Origin of the sequence: Pseudomonas sp. PA-7-1E (assembly GCF_021605325.1) — a bacterium.
In the GTDB taxonomy this organism is placed as follows: Bacteria; Pseudomonadota; Gammaproteobacteria; order Pseudomonadales; family Pseudomonadaceae; genus Aquipseudomonas; species Aquipseudomonas fluorescens_BV.
Genome location: NZ_WKFA01000011.1, coordinates 71,273 through 87,632, shown reverse-complemented (window position 1 = coordinate 87,632; position 16,360 = coordinate 71,273). Strand labels below are relative to the sequence as shown.

Here is a 16,360-nt window from a genome sequence, read left to right as displayed (position 1 = left end):
TTTGCAAAAGCCGGGATGCCGGCCCAGGCCAAAGTAAGCAAAACGCTCTTGCCCCACCACTCGGCACCTCGCTTAGGCTCGGTGTGCCCGTAATCCGCCAGTGATTTGGGGGGCCGCCGCCACGCGCCATCCATGGCGCGGGGCGGCTAAACCGGCATCCCTGCCGGTTTACCCCCCAAATCCCTGTCGAATTCCGGCCAGCGTGGTTTGACGGGGCGCTTAAGATCAAAATCAAAAGCAGATCAAGAGCAGATCAAGAGCGACTCGCTTCGCATCGTGGTTACCGTCGGTTGCTACCGCCTATGCAGTGCTGTCGAGCCCCGTGCTGCGATAGGCCCGCATAAACAACTTCACCACGTCCTGCACATGCTCTTCGGCTTCTTGCGCGCTCAATTGTCCGCCGCAGCCATACAACAAGCGGAAGTTCGCCGTGCCCTTGAGCAGGCAAAAGAAGTGCTCCGCGGCTTTGAACGGTGTGTCGATGCTCAGGGCGCCGCCCTGGTGAATCTTGCCGAGCAGGCGCTCCATGCCTTGCAGCATGCGCATGGGGCCGGCGTTGAAGAAGATCTGGGAGAGTTTCACGTCCTGATTGCCGGTGGTCATCATCAGGCGATGCAGGTTTACCGACTCCTCGCTGTTGATCAGCCGATGAAAGCCGCGTGCGATGTTGAGCAACACCGTCTCGACGGGCATGCCTTCAGGAAGCTCGAAGTACATCACCGGCAACTGCTCTTCACATTTGGCCACCACCGCAGCGGTGAACAGCGTCTCCTTGTCGGTGAAGTGACTGTAGACCGTGAGCTTCGATACGCCGGCCGCCAGGGCAACGGCGTCCATGCTGGTGTTGGCATAACCCTTGTCCAGGAACAGCGATTTCGCCGATTCGAGGATTGCCTGGCGTTTTGCCATGTCCTTGGGACGCCCGGGGCTTGCGGTGTTCAGAGGATTGTCGGACATTTTCACCTTTAATACTGGACTGGTGAGTTTGGTATTAATAACATACCGGCCAGTATAATTATTCCAAGCTCTATTTGCGAAAGGTCCTTCAGCATGCGCAGCGCTTTCCTGCCCCTTGCTTTGCCTGTCAGCCTGGTCTTCCTGTTGGCCGCGTGCGGCCATGAAGAAGCGGCCCAGACCACCGTACGTCCGGCCATGGTGGTGCAACCGCAGCCTTCGGCACAGGCGATGGACAGCTACCCCGGTGAGGTGCGTGCCCGTTATGAGCCGGACCTGGCCTTTCGCATCGGCGGTAAAGTCAGCAAGCGCCTGGTGGAGGAGGGCGAGCGGGTCAAGGCCAACCAGCCGCTGGCCGAACTCGACCCCCAGGACGTGCGCCTGCAACTGGAAGCGACCCGCGCTCAAGTAGCCGCTGCAGAGGCCAATCTCAGCCTGGTGCGTGCGGAACGAGATCGCTACAAGACCTTGATGGACCGGCAGATGGTCAGTCGGTCGCAGTACGACAATTCCGAAAACCTCTACCGAGCCGGTGAAGCACGCCTCAAGCAGATCAAGGCCGAGTTCGATGTGTCGAGCAACCAGGCCGGCTACGCCGTGCTGCGTGCGCCCCAGGATGGTGTGGTCGCCAAGCGTGCCGTCGAAGTGGGGCAAGTGGTTTCCGCTGGCCAGACCGTGTTCACCCTGGCCACCGATGGCGAGCGTGAAGTGTTGATCAGCCTGCCTGAACAGGGCTTTGGCCGCTTCAAGGTCGGCCAGCCAGTGTCGGTGGAGTTATGGAGCCAGCCAGAGCAACGTTTTGCCGGGCGCATTCGTGAGCTGTCTCCCGCGGCCGATCCCAAATCCCGCACTTTCGCGGCGCGTGTGGCCTTCACCGGCGGCAAAGTGCCCGCCGAACTGGGCCAAAGTGCGCGGGTTTTCATCCAGGCCGACGGTGTCATTGCGCTGTCGGTACCCTTGTCCGCCCTGAGTGCCGAAAACGGCGCGTCCTACGTCTGGCGCGTACAACCGGACAACACCCTTGAACGCACTCCCGTGCGCATTGGTGCCTTTGGCGAAAACACCGTACCGATACTGGAAGGATTGGCCGCCACCGACTGGGTGGTTGCCGCAGGCGTGCATGTACTTCATGAGGGCCAGTCAGTGCGCCCGGTGGACCGCTCCAACCGTGTGGTTAATCTGGCGGCCAAGGAGTAGTCCCCATGGGTTTCAATCTTTCCGAGTGGGCGTTGCGTAATCGCCAGATCGTACTGTTCCTGATGATCCTGTTGGCCGTGGTTGGCACCTTGTCCTACACCAAGCTGGGGCAAAGCGAAGACCCGCCCTTTACCTTCAAGGCCATGGTGATCAAGACCAACTGGCCCGGGGCCACGGCCCAGGAGGTATCGCGCCAGGTCACCGAGCGAATCGAGAAAAAACTCATGGAGACCGGTGAGTACGAACGCATCGTGTCGTTCTCCCGCCCCGGTGAATCCCAGGTCACCTTTATTGCCCGTGATTCGATGCGTTCGGCGCAGATTCCCGAGCTGTGGTATCAGGTGCGCAAGAAAATCAGCGACATCCGCCACACCTTGCCGCCGGATATCCAGGGGCCGTTTTTCAACGATGAGTTCGGCACCACGTTCGGCAATATCTACGCCCTGACCGGCGACGGATTCGACTATGCCGTGCTCAAGGACTACGCCGATCGCATCCAGATCCAGCTGCAACGTGTCCCGGATGTGGGCAAGGTCGAGTTGCTCGGCTTGCAGGACGAGAAGATCTGGATCGAGCTGTCCAACCTCAAGCTCGCTACCCTCGGCTTGCCTTTGGCTGCGGTACAGCAGGCGTTGCAGGAACAAAATGCGGTGTCCACCGCCGGCTTCTTTGAAACCCCTACCGAGCGCGTGCAATTGCGCGTTTCTGGCAACTTCAAGACGGTGGAAGAGATCCGTAACTTTCCGATACGCGTGGGGGATCGCACTTTCCGCATCGGTGACGTGGCTGACATCCATCGAGGTTTCAACGACCCACCGGCACCGCGCATGCGCTACATGGGCGCAGATGCCATCGGCCTGGCCGTGGCCATGCGCGACGGTGGCGACATCCTCGTATTGGGCAAGGCCCTTGAAGCGCAATTCGCACGCCTGCAAAAGAACCTTCCGGCAGGGATGGAGCTGCGCAAAGTGTCGGACCAACCAGCAGCGGTAAAGACCAGCGTCGGCGAGTTTGTCCAGGTACTGGCTGAAGCGTTGGCGATTGTTTTGCTGGTGAGCTTTTTCTCCCTCGGTGTGCGCACCGGCATGGTCGTTGCCCTGACGATTCCGCTGGTACTGGCGATGACCTTTGCCAGCATGTATTACCTGGGCATCGGCCTGCACAAGATTTCCCTTGGCGCCTTGGTCCTGGCCCTGGGCTTGTTGGTAGATGACGCGATCATCGCCGTGGAAATGATGGCGATCAAAATGGAGCAGGGCTACGACCGGCTCAAGGCTGCAAGTTTCGCCTGGACCAGTACCGCGTTCCCTATGCTCACCGGCACCCTGATCACGGCGGCGGGCTTCTTGCCAATTGCCACCGCGCAATCGAGCACCGGGGAATACACCCGCTCGATCTTCCAGGTGGTGACCATCGCACTGCTGGCCTCCTGGGTGGCAGCCGTGGTGTTTGTGCCGTACCTGGGGGAAAAACTCCTGCCCGACCTGGCGAAGATTCACGCCGCCAAACACGGTACCGACGGCCCGGACCCTTACGGCACACCCTTCTATCAGCGTGTAAGACGTCTGGTGGAGTGGTGCGTGCAACGGCGTAAAACCGTGATCGTGCTGACCTTGCTGCTGTTTATCGGCTCGGTTGCACTGTTCCGCTTCGTGCCGCAACAGTTCTTCCCGGCTTCCGGTCGCCTGGAGTTGATGGTCGACCTGAAACTGGCCGAGGGCGCTTCGCTCAGTAACACCGCCGAACAGGTCAAACGCCTGGAGGCGTTGCTCAAGGAGCATGCCGGCATCAACAACTATGTCGCCTACGCGGGCACCGGTTCGCCGCGGTTTTACCTGCCACTGGACCAGCAATTGCCCGCTGCCAGCTTCGCCCAGTTTGTGGTGCTGGCTAACACCATCGAGGAGCGAGAAAGCCTGCGCACCTGGCTGATCGAAACCCTCAACGAGCAATTTCCCGACCTGCGTTCGCGTGTCACACGGCTGGAGAACGGCCCGCCCGTAGGCTACCCGGTGCAGTTTCGCGTGACCGGCGAGCACATCGAAGAGGTGCGCGCGCTGGCGCGCAAAGTGGCGGCGAAGGTTCGCGAAAATACCCATGTGGTCAATGTGCACTTGGACTGGGAAGAGCCAAGCAAAATCGTGTACCTGAATATCGACCAGGACCGTGCCCGCGCCCTCGGTGTGAGCACTGCCAACCTGGCGAAATTCCTGCAGAGTTCCCTGACCGGCTCCAGCGTCAGCCAGTACCGTGAGGACAACGAATTGATCGAGATCCTCCTGCGCGGCACGGTGCATGAGCGTAGCGAACTGTCGCGCCTGCCGAGCCTTGCCGTGCCCACCGACAATGGTAAAAGCGTGGCGCTGTCGCAAATTGCCACCCTCGAATATGGCTTCGAAGAGGGCATCATCTGGCATCGCAACCGCTTGCCCACGGTGACTGTGCGGGCCGATATCTATGGCAAGGAACAGCCGGCGACCCTCGTGCAGCAGATCTTGCCGACGCTCGCCGATGTACGTGCCGAACTGCCGGATGGCTACCTGCTGGAAGTGGGCGGCACGGTTGAAGATTCAGCGCGTGGGCAAAACTCGGTGAAGGCCGGCGTGCCGCTGTTTATCGTGGTGGTGCTGACCTTGCTGATGCTGCAACTGCGCAGCTTTTCGCGCACGGCGATGGTCTTTCTCACCGCACCGTTGGGGCTGATCGGCGTGACCCTGTTCCTGCTGGTATTCCACCAACCCTTCGGCTTCGTCGCCATGCTTGGCACCATCGCGCTGTCGGGAATGATCATGCGTAACTCGGTGATTTTGGTGGACCAGATCGAGCAAGACATCAAGGCCGGCCTGGCACCTTGGCAGGCGATTATCGAAGCTACGGTCCGACGCTTTCGCCCGATTGTTCTGACGGCACTGGCGGCGGTGCTGGCGATGATTCCGCTGTCGCGCAGTGTGTTCTTCGGGCCGATGGCCGTGGCGATCATGGGAGGGTTGATCGTGGCTACGGCATTGACCTTGCTCTTTCTCCCGGCGCTTTATGCCGCGTGGTTTCGCGTCAAAAAGGACGCTGGATAATCAGGCTGTCATCTCGGTTGTCGGGGCGTAGAGAGTACGCGCCCCGTCACCGTGGGCATGCGGCAGAATGAGCAATTTTCCTATGTGAGAGATAGGAAGCTCACTACACGGGCCTAGGAACCTTTCCTTATTGATTGCCACTCAATGTTACCTGGTTGGCAGGTACCTACTGCTCTTGCTCGTCGGCAGAAACAGTAGTGATTGGAATGAATTTAAGGAGTTCGCCATGTGTATAGCTAGTTTGAAGGCTTTTCTGCGTCCGCCCAGCAGGCCAAAACCTCCTGAAAAGTGTAAACCCAGCCCTCCTGAACGTTGTAAGCCCAAGCGCCCCGGGTATTGCAAACCCAAGCCCCTTGAGAGTTTCAGACCCAAACCTCCTGAGGAATGCAGACCCAAGCCTCCTGAGGAATGCAAACCCAAACCCCCTGAGTATTGCATGCCCAAACCTCCTGAAGAGTGCAATCCCGAGCCCCCTCCTAAGTGTTGCTACATAAAAACCGTTGAGCTGACGATTGTCATGAAGGCGGCCATAAATTACTGACTTTGAGGCTCTTTTTTGCGCAAACGCCTCGAGAATACGAGGCGCTTGTGGGGGGCAGGGCAGATCGGCAGGTTTTACAGCGCGCCAAACACCTTCTTGGCCAAGCTGGTAGCCGCAGCCGCTGGATTCTTGCGAATCGTTTCTTCCTGCTGCGCAATCATCTTGAACAAACCATCCAGGGCCTGCTCGGTCACGTAGTTCTCAACGTTGGCGCTCTTGGCGTCCACCGCGCCAAAGGCCGCGGCCTTGCCGGCGAGGGCGTTGTACTGCTCGGCCACGCCGACTTTGTCGGTGGCGGCCTTGACGATAGGCAGGAACTTGGCGCGAATCTCTTCACGGCTGCTTTTGTTCAGGTACTGGGTGGCGGAGTCCTGGCCACCGCTGAGAATGCCCTTGGCGTCGGTCACGCTCATGTTCTTCACAGCGTTGACCAGGATCGGCTGGGCCTGAGTCACGGCGGTTTCCGCTGCCTTGTTCATGCTGGTTTCCAGCTGCGTGACCTGGTCACCCATGCCGAACATTTTCAACTTGTCGGCGACTTTGCCGAGTTTGCCCGGCAGGCCGATCTTCACGTCCGGGTTGTTGCTGAAACCACCGGGCGTCCCGAGCTGTTTCACAGCAATCTGTGCACCTTGGGTCAAGGCATCCTTGAGGCCGCCGCTGGCGTCACCCTGAGACAGGCTGCCGAGATCCAGGGCCATGGCGCTGGCGCCGAATAGCAAGCCAGCACACAGGGCGGTGAGGCGAAGAGATTTGCGGAGCATGGGCGCTTCCTTATGAAGTGGGAATGATCAGTGTGCAGCCGCATCCACGCGCAGGCGCAGCGGTTGTGGGTCCTGGCCGTTGAGCTGCACGGTGTGCCGCTCGGTGGTGATAAACAGTAGCTTGCCGTCCAGCTCGATGCGAGCGCTGACCGAGTATGTGTGGCCTGGCTTAACCTGGGCCGGGTCATAGCTCAGGTGAAACGGCAGCGGCACCTGGCCTTTGACCGGGCCTTTCTGTTCGGCGAGGGGCACGGCCGGGGCGTCCATCAGGGACACGTCCTGCAGGCTGACACTCAAGGTGGCGGCTGGCGGCAGGGCGATGCGTTGCAGGTAGAACACTTCGCCGTCGAGGCTGGCCTTCGGGGTTGGGGTCATCGAGTGGCAGGCTCCGAGCAGGGCGGTCAGGCCCAGGAGGATGAGTTTTTTCAAGGTGCGGCTCCTTTTCAACGGCGCCGGAATCCGCCCGGCGCCTCAATCAGTCTAGCGCTGTGCTTCAGGATTGACGGCAACCGGTTCGGCCGCAGCCTCGGCTGCGCCGTCCACGCGGTGCAAGGCAACTTGGCGGATCGACAGGCGAATATCCGCCGGCAGTACGCGTTTGGCGGCGCCTTCGGCCAGTTCGCCGAGCAGGTCGTGATAGCCCAGCTTGCCGGCTTCATCGCGGCGCAGCACATCTTGCTCCAGCAACGTCTGGATAAAATGTCGGAAAAGACTCTTGTCGAAGAATTCCGGGGCATTGAGGCCGTGCAGGATCGACAGGCGCTGGGCCATGATCGTGCACAGGTCTTCCAGCTCTTCGGCGCTGATGCTGTTCTGGCCGCTGTTGAGCAGTAACGAGATCGCCATGTAGAAACGTTGCAGGGTCTGGGCGATGCTCTTGGACAGCAGCGTCAGCAGCACAAAGTGCCGCGAACTCGGCGCCGGGCGCAGGTATACGGCGTTTTCGAAACGCAGCAGGCCTTGTTCGACAAACGCGTCCAGCCACTGGTCCACCACGCTGTCCAGATCCTCCAGCGACCAACGGATAAACAGCTCCGATTGCAGGTACGGGTAGAGCGCGTGGGTGTAGCGCAGGATCTGTTCGCGGGTCATGCGCGAACTGCTCTGGAAGAAGCTCGCCAGCAGCGCTGGCAGGGCGAAGATGTGCAGCACATTGTTGCGGTAGTAGGTCATCAGGACGGCATTCTGCTCATCCAGATAAACGATTTTGCCCAAGGCGTCGCTCTGTTCGGACAACAGGTTCATGTCCTTGACGTGCTTGATCAGCGCCAGGCCATCGCCATCCGGCAAAGTGGTATGGGGCGAGTAGGGCACACGACGCAACAACGCCAGGTACAGGTCCAGTTGGCGGGCCATGGCCTGTTCATCCAGCGCCAGGCGAGTGGTGGACAGTAGCGCCAGCGCGACCAGGTTCACCGGGTTCACCGCAGCGGCTTCGTTCAAGTGGCGCGCCACCTGTTCGCCGAGGCGATTGGTGGTCTCGTTGAGCCACGCCGGTTTGTAGTTCGGCCCCAGTTCCTGGGCGCGCCAGTCCGGTTGCTCGGCGTCGAGGAACTCCGCCAGCTTGATCGGCTCACCGAAGTTGACCGCCACTTGGCCGAAGCGCTGCTTGAGCGCGCCGACCACTTTGAAAATATCGAAGATCGACTCTTTCTTCTTGCTCGCGCCACGCAGTTCGCCCAGGTAAGTGCGGCCTTCGAGCACGCGCTCATAGCCGATATACACCGGCACGAACACGATGGGCATGCGCGAGGAACGCAGGAAGCTGCGCAAGGTGATCGCCAGCATGCCGGTTTTCGGTTGCAGCATGCGCCCGGTGCGCGAGCGCCCGCCTTCGACGAAGTATTCCACCGGGAAACCCTTGGTAAACAGGGTGTGCAGGTATTCGTTGAACACCGAGGTGTACAAAGGGTTGCCCTTGAAGGTGCGGCGCATGAAAAACGCACCGCCACGGCGCAGCAGGCTGCCGATCACCGGCATGTTGAGGTTGATGCCGGCGGCGATGTGCGGCGGGGTCAGGCCGTTCTTGAACAGCAGGTAGGACAGCAGCAGATAGTCGATGTGGCTGCGGTGGCAAGGCACGTAGATCACCTCGTAGCCTTGGGCCACCTTTTGCACGCCCTCGATGTTATTGACCTTGATACCGTCGTAGATCTTGTTCCAGAACCAGCTCAATACCACTTCCAGGAAGCGGATCGCGGTGTAGGTGTAATCCGAGGCAATCTCGTTGCCATAGCGCAGGGCCAGGGCCTTGGCTTTTTCCGGGGCGATCTTTTCGCGTTCGGCTTCATCCGCAATGGCTTGGCGTACCAGCGGCATATTGACCAGGCCCTTGACCAGATTACGCCGGTGGGACAGGTCGGGGCCGATCACTGCCGTCTTCAGGTTACGGAAGTGCACACGCAGGATGCGCTGGGCCATGCGTACGGTGCGTTCGTGGCCTTTATTGTGCTCGATCAATTCACGCAGGTTGATAGGCGCGGAGAATTGCACGCGGGTCTTGCGCCCCAGGATCAGGATGCTCAACAACCGGCGTAGACGCCCGGTGACCGCCCAGCTGTCGGCGAACAACAGCTTCCACGGGCTGGACTCGCTTTCGGGGGATTGGCCCCAGAACACACTGACCGGAATGATTTGTGCATTCTCTTCGGCGTGTTCAGTGAGGGTGTTGACCAGGCGCGTCAGGGTCGGCGGCGCACCGCGCTTGTCCTGGCGGCCGAGCCAATCCGGGTCTGGCGTGAGGTAGAAGAACGCCGCAGGCTCCATCAACGGCCCCACCGACACCGGCAGCACCGGACGTGGCAGGCCAGCCTTGGTGCACTCGGCATCGACCACCGCCAACTCGGTGAGGGAGGGTGATTGCAGGACGTAGAAAACCGGCCGGCTGCGGTCCAGGTTGAGGGTTAGGGACGACTGGTTGATCGTCTCCGAGCGAACCCAGAGGTACAACAGTCGGCGCAAGGTGCCGAACACCAGACGGCGGAACGGGGAGCGGGTCATAGGCGAGCTGCTTCAAGTGGAAAAAACCGAGCAGGCGCTCGGGCGGGTAGTGTGCCGTATTCGCCGAAAATCGGCAAAAAAGCAGCGATGTAAAGTTGAGTTGATGGTTTTTGAGCCTGTCTTATACTCGGCAGTTCAATGCGAGCGACTCAACAATAAAAAACCAGTGGGAGTGAACAGATGTCAACGCGCGAAACCGGCAATGTGAAGTGGTTCAACGATGCAAAGGGCTACGGCTTTATCCAGCGTGAGGATGGCAAGGATGTGTTTGTGCACTACCGCGCCATTCGCGGTGAAGGCCACCGTTCGTTGGCCGAGGGCCAGCAGGTGGAGTACGCCGTGGTGACGGGCGAGAAGGGCTTGCAGGCGGAGGATGTGGTGGGCCTGTAACAACTTTGTTTGATCGTTCCCACGCTCTGCGTGGAAACGCCTCTTGTGACGCTCCGCGTCACGCTTTGGGACGCAGAGCGTCCCAGGCTACTTTCCCACGCAGAGCGCGGGAACGATCTTCAGGCGGTCTTCCAGGTGATCTGTTCTTCACCGTCTTCGCTGATGCGAATCCAGGTGTCGGCACTTTCCTCACCTTCTTCCTCAACCCAGGTGCCCGGCGCGCAACGCACTTCGACGTTCAGCGCGGCAAACGCGGCGCGGGCGCAGGCGATGTCGTCGTCCCACGGGGTCTGGTCGCTTTCCAGGTACAGGCTGTTCCATTTGCCCACCGCCTTGGGCAGCCAGGTCACCGGCACGCTGCCGGCCTTGCACTTGTAGGTCTGGCCTTTCTGGACCCAGTCGGTACACGGGCCGAGTGCGGCGCCCAGCCAGGCAGCGATGGCCTTGTGATCGACGTCGGCGTCCTTCAGGTAAATCTCAATATCGGGTTGGCGCATGGATGTTCCTCGTTGCGGGATTCGAAAATCCATTCGCGGATGGGTGAACGTCAGTCATTGAAGCACGAAATAATCGTAACGCATCGACACCGTGACCTGCAGCGGCTCGGCCGCCTCGATCACCTCGTGGCGGCGCTCGGCACTGGCCCGCCAGCCGTGGGGCGTCATCGCCAGCAGGTTGGCGCGGTCCTGGGGTTCGGCCAGGCTCAGGGTGAATTCCAGGGTTTCACTGTGAGCAAGGCTCATACCGTCCGGCACCAGGGCCAGGTGTTTGTCGTCGGTGTACTCGCGTACCTCGTCGTAAAGACGCTCGCGCAGTTCCATCAAGTGGCCGCTGGTCGGGCCGACCTTCATCAAACCACCGCCGGGACTGAGCAGGCGCTTGGCCTCTTGCCAGTCCAACGGGCTGAACACGCTGGCGAGGAACTGGCAGCTGGCATCGGCCAATGGCACGCGGGCCATGCTGGCGATCAACCAGGTCAGCGCCGGGTTGCGTTTGCACGCGCGCTTGACCGCTTCCTTGGAGATATCCAGGGCATAGCCATCGGCGTGGGGTAGGGCCTGGGCAATTTGCGCGGTGTAGTAACCCTCGCCACACCCAATGTCGACCCAGCGCTGCGGTGCACGCTCGGCGGCCAGTTCGGCCAGGCGCTTGGCCACTGGCGCATAGTGGCCAGCGTTGAGGAAGTCGCGGCGCGCCTCGACCATGGCCAGGTTGTCGCCTGGGTCGCGGCTGTTCTTGTGCTGCACCGGCAACAGGTTCAAATAACCCTGGCGCGCGCGGTCGAAGCGGTGCCCGGCCGGGCACGCCACGCCATTGTCCACGGTATTGAGCGGTGCACTGCAAATGGGGCAGGCAAGCATCAGGCGAGCAACTTGATCAGGGTCTGGTAATAGATTTCGGTCAGCACGTCGAGGTCGCTGGCCAGGATGCGTTCGTTGACCTGGTGGATCGTCGCGTTCACCGGGCCCAGTTCGACCACCTGGGTGCCCAACGTTGCAATGAAGCGCCCATCGGAAGTACCGCCACTGGTAGACGCCTGGGTCTCGCGCCCGGTGATCGCCAGGATGCTGGCCGACACTGCATCCAACAGAGCGCCTGGCTCGGTGAGGAACGGCAGGCCCGACAGCGCCCACTCCACGTGCCAGTCCAGGCCATGTTTGTCGAGAATGGCCGCGACGCGTTGTTGCAGGCCCTCGACGGTGGATTCGGTGGAAAAACGGAAGTTGAACACCGCCGTCAGGTCACCCGGGATCACATTGGTGGCGCCAGTACCGGAGTTGAGGTTGGAAATCTGGAAACTGGTTGGCGGGAAGAACGCGTTGCCGTCATCCCAATGCTCGGCAGCGAGTTCGGCCAGGGCCGGTGCGGACAGGTGGATCGGGTTCTTTGCCAGATGCGGGTAAGCCACATGGCCCTGTACACCGCGCACGGTCAAGGTGGCGCCAAGGGAGCCTCGGCGGCCGTTCTTGACCACGTCGCCCACCAGGCTGGTGCTCGACGGTTCGCCGACGATGCACCAGTCCAGGCGCTCGTTGCGTGCGGCCAGGCGTTCGATCACGGCCTTGGTGCCGTGGTGCGCCGGGCCTTCTTCGTCGCTGGTGATCAGGAAGGCGACCGAACCCTTGTGGTCCGGGTAGTCGCTGACGAAACGTTCCGCCGCCACCAGCATCGCCGCCAGGCTGCCTTTCATGTCCGCCGCCCCACGGCCGCAGAGCATGCCGTTGTCATCGATCAACGCGTCGAACGGGTCGTTCTGCCAGGCCTGTACCGGGCCGGTCGGCACCACGTCGGTGTGACCGGCAAAACACAGCACCGGGCCTTCGTGCTTGCCGTGGGTGGCCCAGAAGTTGTCCACATCTTCGATGCGCATCGGTTCAAGCGCAAAACCGGCGTCGCCCAGGCGCTGCATCATCAGCTTCTGGCAATCGGCATCGATCGGTGTGACCGACGGGCGACGGATCAGGTCGATGGCAAGTTGAAGGGTCGGCGAAAGGTCGGCATGGGCCGTCATGGGGGGAACTCCGGAAATCGAGGCGGCGACGTTCTAACTGTAGGAGCGAGCTCGCTCGCGAAAAACTCAAGGGCACCGCGTGCATTCAGGATGCCCGCGTTATCGTTAACGATTTTCGCGAGCAAGCTCGCTCCTACAGTGATGGGTGTAAGGCACGCAAAAGGGCCGTTATCTTATAGCAAAACGGCGGCCAAAGGCCGCCGTTTAGTGCATCGCGTGACTTTTTACGCCGCCGGCGCAGCCTCAAGCGCCGTCGAAGGTTTGGGCAGCGACGACAAGAACGCCATGATCAGCGCCGCCACGTACGGCAGCGACTGTACCAGCAACATTACCACCCAGAAGCGAATGTCATTGCTCGGCAGGCCTTGCACCAGGTAGATCCCCAGCGCCGCGCCCCATAGCAGCAGCATGATGAACATTTCTTCGCGGGCTTCGGAAATCGCCACCCAGAAGCCGTGGTTATCCGCGTTTTTCGGTGTACGAAAGAACGGAATGCTGCTGGTGAAGAAGCCGTACAACACCGCTTTGGCGATGGTATGAGACAGCGCCAACCCGGCCAGTGCCGCGCAGAACGCATCTTTCAAGTTCACACCTACCGCACGACGATAGAGGAAGATGATCTTGCCGACTTTGAACACAAACAACGCCAACGGCGGGATCGCGAAAATCAGCAATGGCGGGTCGACCCGAGTCGGCACGATGATCATCGCCGCAGACCACAACAGGGCGCCGACGGTAAAGAAGATGTTCATGCCGTCGGCCACCCACGGCAACCAGCCCGCAAGGAAGTGGTAGCGCTGGCCACGGGTCAGTTCGGTGTCTTTACCGCGCAACAGGCTGGCGGTGTGGCGCTTGATGATCTGGATCGCGCCATAGGCCCAGCGGAAACGCTGTTTCTTGAAATCGATAAAGGTATCCGGCATCAAACCCTTGCCGTAGCTGTCGTGGTAGTACGCCGCAGACAGGCCTTTTTCGAACACGCGCAGGCCCAGTTCGGCGTCTTCACAGATGCACCAGTCGGCCCAGCCCAGCTCTTCAAGCACCGAGCGGCGGGTCATGGTCATGGTGCCGTGCTGGATGATCGCGTCACGGTCGTTACGGGTGACCATGCCGATATGGAAGAAGCCTTTGTATTCGGCGTAGCAGAGCTTCTTGAAGGTGCTTTCGTTCTGGTCGCGGTAATCCTGGGGCGACTGCACCACGGCGATTTTCGGGTCGGCGAAGTGCGGCACCATGTGCTTGAGCCAGTTCGGCGATACGCAGTAGTCCGAGTCGATCACTGCGATCACTTCGGCATCCTTGGCGGTGTGCGGGATCAGGTAGTTCAGCGCGCCGCCCTTGAAACCGGCCAGGGGCGCGACGTGGAAGAACTTGAAGCGCGGGCCGAGGGTTTCGCAGTAGTCGCGCACCGGCTCCCACACCGCCGGGTCCTTGGTGTTGTTGTCGATGATCAGGACTTCATAATCCGGATAGTCGAGGGCGGCCAGGGCGTCGAGGGTCTGCTTGACCATTTCCGGTGGCTCGTTGTAGCACGGCACGTGGATCGACACTTTCGGGCGGTAGTCCGAGTCGCCTTCCACGGGCAGGAATTCACGCCGGCGCTTGTGGGTCCACACCGCTTCTGCCAGCTCATGGGCTTCGGTCAGCAACACAATGAACACGCCCAGGGCGCCGAGTGCCAGCAACACCCCGACCGTCACGCTGAACCAGGTGCTGTATTGCTGGCTGTAGTCGTAGCCGATCCAGACCAGCACCGACCCGCACAGGAACGCAATGAAGGTCAGGAAGGTACGGCCCCGCTGGCGCAGGGCCGAGCCGTCGATCATCAACAGGGTCAGGGACAGCAGCGCAAGCACCACCGAACCGATGGCCAGTACCCGCCATTGCGGAATCGCCACCACCGGGCCGTCAAAATTGAATTTCTGCTGGCGCGCGGCATTGAATACACCCCAATACGCACCCGCCGACCCTTCGTCGCTGACCTTCCACGGCTGGTCGAAGGCCTCGATCACAAAGTAGTTGTAACCCTGGCGGTTGAGCTTGTTGACCAGCGTACGCAGGTAAATCGCCTGGTCGGCCGGCGACGACTCATTGCCACCGCGCATACGGCCGTTGCTCGGCCAGCCCACTTCCGATAGCAGCAGTGGCTTTTTCGGGAAGGCTTTCTTCAGGTCCTTGGCGCGGTCGAGAACGTACTGGCCGGCCTTGTCCATTGGGATGTATTCCCAGAACGGCAGGATGTGCGCGGCGATCAGGTCGACGTGCTTGGCCAGTTGCGGGTTCTTTTCCCAGATGTGCCATTGCTCGGAGGTGGTCACCGGGACTTTCACGGCGGCGCGCACGCGGTCGAGCAGCACGATCAGGGCTTCGGGGGTGATTTCTTCACGGAACAACGCTTCGTTGCCCACCACTACGCGCACGACGCTGCGCGAGGTGTTGGCGATCTCGATAGCGCGCTGGATCTCCCGCTCGTTACGCTCAAGGTCCGGGCTGATCCAGATCCCCAGGGTCACGCGCAGGCCAAACTCTTCGGCCAGCTTGGGTATATCCCCCAGGGGGCCGTCCACCGAGTAGGTACGGATGTTGTCCGTCAGCTTGCTCATGATCGCAAGGTCCTGACGCATCTGTTCGTCGGTAGGGTACTGGCCTTTCTGCGGGTACTGGCCTTGCTGGAACGGCGAGTAGGAAAAACCGGAGATCTGATCGGGCCAGTTGGGAGCGGTGACCGGGCGGTTGATCAGCGCCCAGAAACCGGTGAACAGCGCGGCAATTGCCAGCACCACCACCAGGTTGAGTCCAAATTTACGCGATGCCATGGTTATGTCGGGTTCCAAAGGGTGCGGAACGAAAGAGGTGTCGGCCTGCGCCGAACGGCGCGCATCCTACACTGGCGCTTCCCTGAGCGTACAGCAGACAGAGAAAAGCCGGACGTTAGTCTGCGAAACTCCATCTAAGTTCTTCACTTGTAACTTGTAGCTTAAAACTTGCCGCTCCGTAGCCCTATAATGCGCGCCGGTTTTTGGGGTAATGATGATGAGTACAGAAGATCCGCGGTTTGCAGGCGTCGCCCGCTTGTACGGGCTTGAGGGCCTGGAGCGCTTGAAAGCGGCCCATGTGGCGATTGTCGGCGTCGGCGGCGTGGGTTCCTGGGCGGCGGAAGCGATTGCCCGCTGCGGGGTGGGCGAGATTTCGCTGTTTGACCTGGACGATGTCTGCGTCAGCAACAGCAACCGCCAGTTGCATGCCTTGGACAGCACCGTGGGCAAGCCCAAGGTCGAAGTGATGGCCGAGCGTTTGCGCGGTATTAATCCTGAGTGCACCGTGCACGCGGTGGCAGACTTCGTCACCCGCGACACCATGGCCGAGTACATCACCCCGACTATCGACTGCGTGATCGACTGCATCGACGCGGTCAACGCCAAGGCGGCGCTGATTGCCTGGTGCAAGCGTCGCAAGATCCAGATCATCACTACTGGCGGTGCCGGCGGGCAGATTGACCCCACGCTGATCCAGGTATGCGACCTGAACCGCACCTTCAATGATCCGCTGGCGTCGAAAGTACGCTCTACCTTGCGCCGCGATTATGGCTTTTCGCGCACGGTGACCCGTCATTACAGCGTGCCCTGCGTGTTTTCCACCGAACAACTGCGCTATCCCAAACCCGATGGCAGTATCTGTTTGCAGAAGAGTTTTGTCGGCGACGGGGTCAAGCTTGACTGCGCGGGAGGGTTTGGCGCGGTGATGATGGTCACCGCCACGTTCGGCATGGTGGCGGCGACCAAGGCGGTGGACAAGATTGTGGCGGGAGTGCGCAGGCCGTCGGAGCGCATCAAACCCAGCTAAATCTCATTGCCGAACATAGATCCAGATTGTGGGAGCTGGCTTGCCTGCGATAGCGGTGTGTCAGCCACTGAAAATACTGACTGATTCG

General features: G+C 60.7%; 12 protein-coding genes. 4 read left to right on the top strand and 8 right to left on the bottom strand.

Annotated features, from left to right (window positions below; translation table 11 throughout):
- Positions 1 to 300 precede the first annotated feature (300 nt).
- Positions 301 to 957, bottom strand: coding sequence for a TetR/AcrR family transcriptional regulator (locus tag GIW79_RS10040; protein WP_034126815.1), 657 nt, complete (start codon positions 955 to 957; stop codon positions 301 to 303).
- A 93-nt stretch (positions 958 to 1,050) separates the two neighbouring features.
- Here GIW79_RS10040 and GIW79_RS10035 point away from each other — a divergent pair, with 93 nt between their 5' ends.
- On the top strand, positions 1,051 to 2,151 hold the full coding sequence (locus GIW79_RS10035) for an efflux RND transporter periplasmic adaptor subunit (protein ID WP_072447672.1): 1,101 nt from the start codon (positions 1,051 to 1,053) through the stop codon (positions 2,149 to 2,151).
- A gap of 5 nt (positions 2,152 to 2,156) precedes the next feature.
- Complete coding sequence (locus GIW79_RS10030; RefSeq protein WP_054897123.1) at positions 2,157 to 5,222, top strand: efflux RND transporter permease subunit; 3,066 nt, start codon at positions 2,157 to 2,159, stop codon at positions 5,220 to 5,222.
- Positions 5,223 to 5,837: 615 nt separating this feature from the next.
- On the opposite strand, the gene GIW79_RS10025 is transcribed toward GIW79_RS10030, so the two are convergent.
- From GIW79_RS10025 to plsB, 3 genes are read right to left on the bottom strand one after another with little or no spacing between them, the layout of a single operon-like run.
- A complete protein-coding gene (locus GIW79_RS10025; protein WP_236453133.1) occupies positions 5,838 to 6,527 on the bottom strand; it encodes a DUF4197 domain-containing protein in 690 nt (229 codons plus the stop codon).
- 27 nt (positions 6,528 to 6,554) lie between these two features.
- Complete coding sequence (locus GIW79_RS10020) at positions 6,555 to 6,956, bottom strand: YbaY family lipoprotein (protein ID WP_054897125.1); 402 nt, start codon at positions 6,954 to 6,956, stop codon at positions 6,555 to 6,557.
- Positions 6,957 to 7,007: 51 nt separating this feature from the next.
- The gene (gene plsB / locus GIW79_RS10015; protein WP_054897126.1) at positions 7,008 to 9,527 is read right to left on the bottom strand and encodes a glycerol-3-phosphate 1-O-acyltransferase PlsB; all 2,520 of its coding nucleotides are present in this window, start codon (positions 9,525 to 9,527) and stop codon (positions 7,008 to 7,010) included.
- A gap of 180 nt (positions 9,528 to 9,707) precedes the next feature.
- Between plsB and GIW79_RS10010 the strand changes: the two genes are divergently transcribed.
- Positions 9,708 to 9,917 (top strand): cold-shock protein, encoded by a 210-nt coding sequence (locus tag GIW79_RS10010; protein WP_034126819.1) that lies wholly within the window; start codon positions 9,708 to 9,710, stop codon positions 9,915 to 9,917.
- Positions 9,918 to 10,036: 119 nt separating this feature from the next.
- On the opposite strand, the gene GIW79_RS10005 is transcribed toward GIW79_RS10010, so the two are convergent.
- The 4 genes from GIW79_RS10005 to GIW79_RS09990 form a co-directional block, all read right to left on the bottom strand.
- Positions 10,037 to 10,414, bottom strand: a complete 378-nt coding sequence (locus GIW79_RS10005) for a hypothetical protein (protein ID WP_034126820.1) — start codon at positions 10,412 to 10,414, stop codon at positions 10,037 to 10,039.
- 54 nt (positions 10,415 to 10,468) lie between these two features.
- Positions 10,469 to 11,278 (bottom strand): putative RNA methyltransferase, encoded by an 810-nt coding sequence (locus GIW79_RS10000; RefSeq protein WP_054897127.1) that lies wholly within the window; start codon positions 11,276 to 11,278, stop codon positions 10,469 to 10,471.
- Positions 11,278 to 12,429 carry a succinyl-diaminopimelate desuccinylase gene (gene dapE, locus GIW79_RS09995; protein WP_060764510.1) on the bottom strand — a complete coding sequence of 384 codons (1,152 nt, stop codon included), beginning with the start codon at positions 12,427 to 12,429 and terminating at the stop codon, positions 11,278 to 11,280. Before dapE ends, GIW79_RS10000 begins: the two co-directional genes overlap by 1 nt.
- A gap of 224 nt (positions 12,430 to 12,653) precedes the next feature.
- Positions 12,654 to 15,245: a glycosyltransferase gene (locus GIW79_RS09990; protein WP_197901036.1), complete on the bottom strand. Its 2,592-nt coding sequence runs from the start codon at positions 15,243 to 15,245 to the stop codon at positions 12,654 to 12,656.
- 217 nt (positions 15,246 to 15,462) lie between these two features.
- Here GIW79_RS09990 and tcdA point away from each other — a divergent pair, with 217 nt between their 5' ends.
- Positions 15,463 to 16,272 (top strand): tRNA cyclic N6-threonylcarbamoyladenosine(37) synthase TcdA, encoded by an 810-nt coding sequence (gene tcdA, locus GIW79_RS09985; RefSeq protein ID WP_371262607.1) that lies wholly within the window; start codon positions 15,463 to 15,465, stop codon positions 16,270 to 16,272.
- The last annotated feature ends 88 nt before the right edge of the window (positions 16,273 to 16,360 follow it).

Coding starts and splice junctions, on each gene's coding strand:
- GIW79_RS10040 (WP_034126815.1), bottom strand. CDS start 957: ATGTCCGACAATCCTCTGAACACCGCAAGCCCCGGGCGTCCCAAGGAC.
- GIW79_RS10035 (WP_072447672.1), top strand. CDS start 1,051: ATGCGCAGCGCTTTCCTGCCCCTTGCTTTGCCTGTCAGCCTGGTCTTC.
- GIW79_RS10030 (WP_054897123.1), top strand. CDS start 2,157: ATGGGTTTCAATCTTTCCGAGTGGGCGTTGCGTAATCGCCAGATCGTA.
- GIW79_RS10025 (WP_236453133.1), bottom strand. CDS start 6,527: ATGCTCCGCAAATCTCTTCGCCTCACCGCCCTGTGTGCTGGCTTGCTA.
- plsB (WP_054897126.1), bottom strand. CDS start 9,527: ATGACCCGCTCCCCGTTCCGCCGTCTGGTGTTCGGCACCTTGCGCCGA.
- GIW79_RS10010 (WP_034126819.1), top strand. CDS start 9,708: ATGTCAACGCGCGAAACCGGCAATGTGAAGTGGTTCAACGATGCAAAG.
- GIW79_RS10005 (WP_034126820.1), bottom strand. CDS start 10,414: ATGCGCCAACCCGATATTGAGATTTACCTGAAGGACGCCGACGTCGAT.
- GIW79_RS10000 (WP_054897127.1), bottom strand. CDS start 11,278: ATGCTTGCCTGCCCCATTTGCAGTGCACCGCTCAATACCGTGGACAAT.
- dapE (WP_060764510.1), bottom strand. CDS start 12,429: ATGACGGCCCATGCCGACCTTTCGCCGACCCTTCAACTTGCCATCGAC.
- GIW79_RS09990 (WP_197901036.1), bottom strand. CDS start 15,245: ATGGCATCGCGTAAATTTGGACTCAACCTGGTGGTGGTGCTGGCAATT.
- tcdA (WP_371262607.1), top strand. CDS start 15,463: ATGAGTACAGAAGATCCGCGGTTTGCAGGCGTCGCCCGCTTGTACGGG.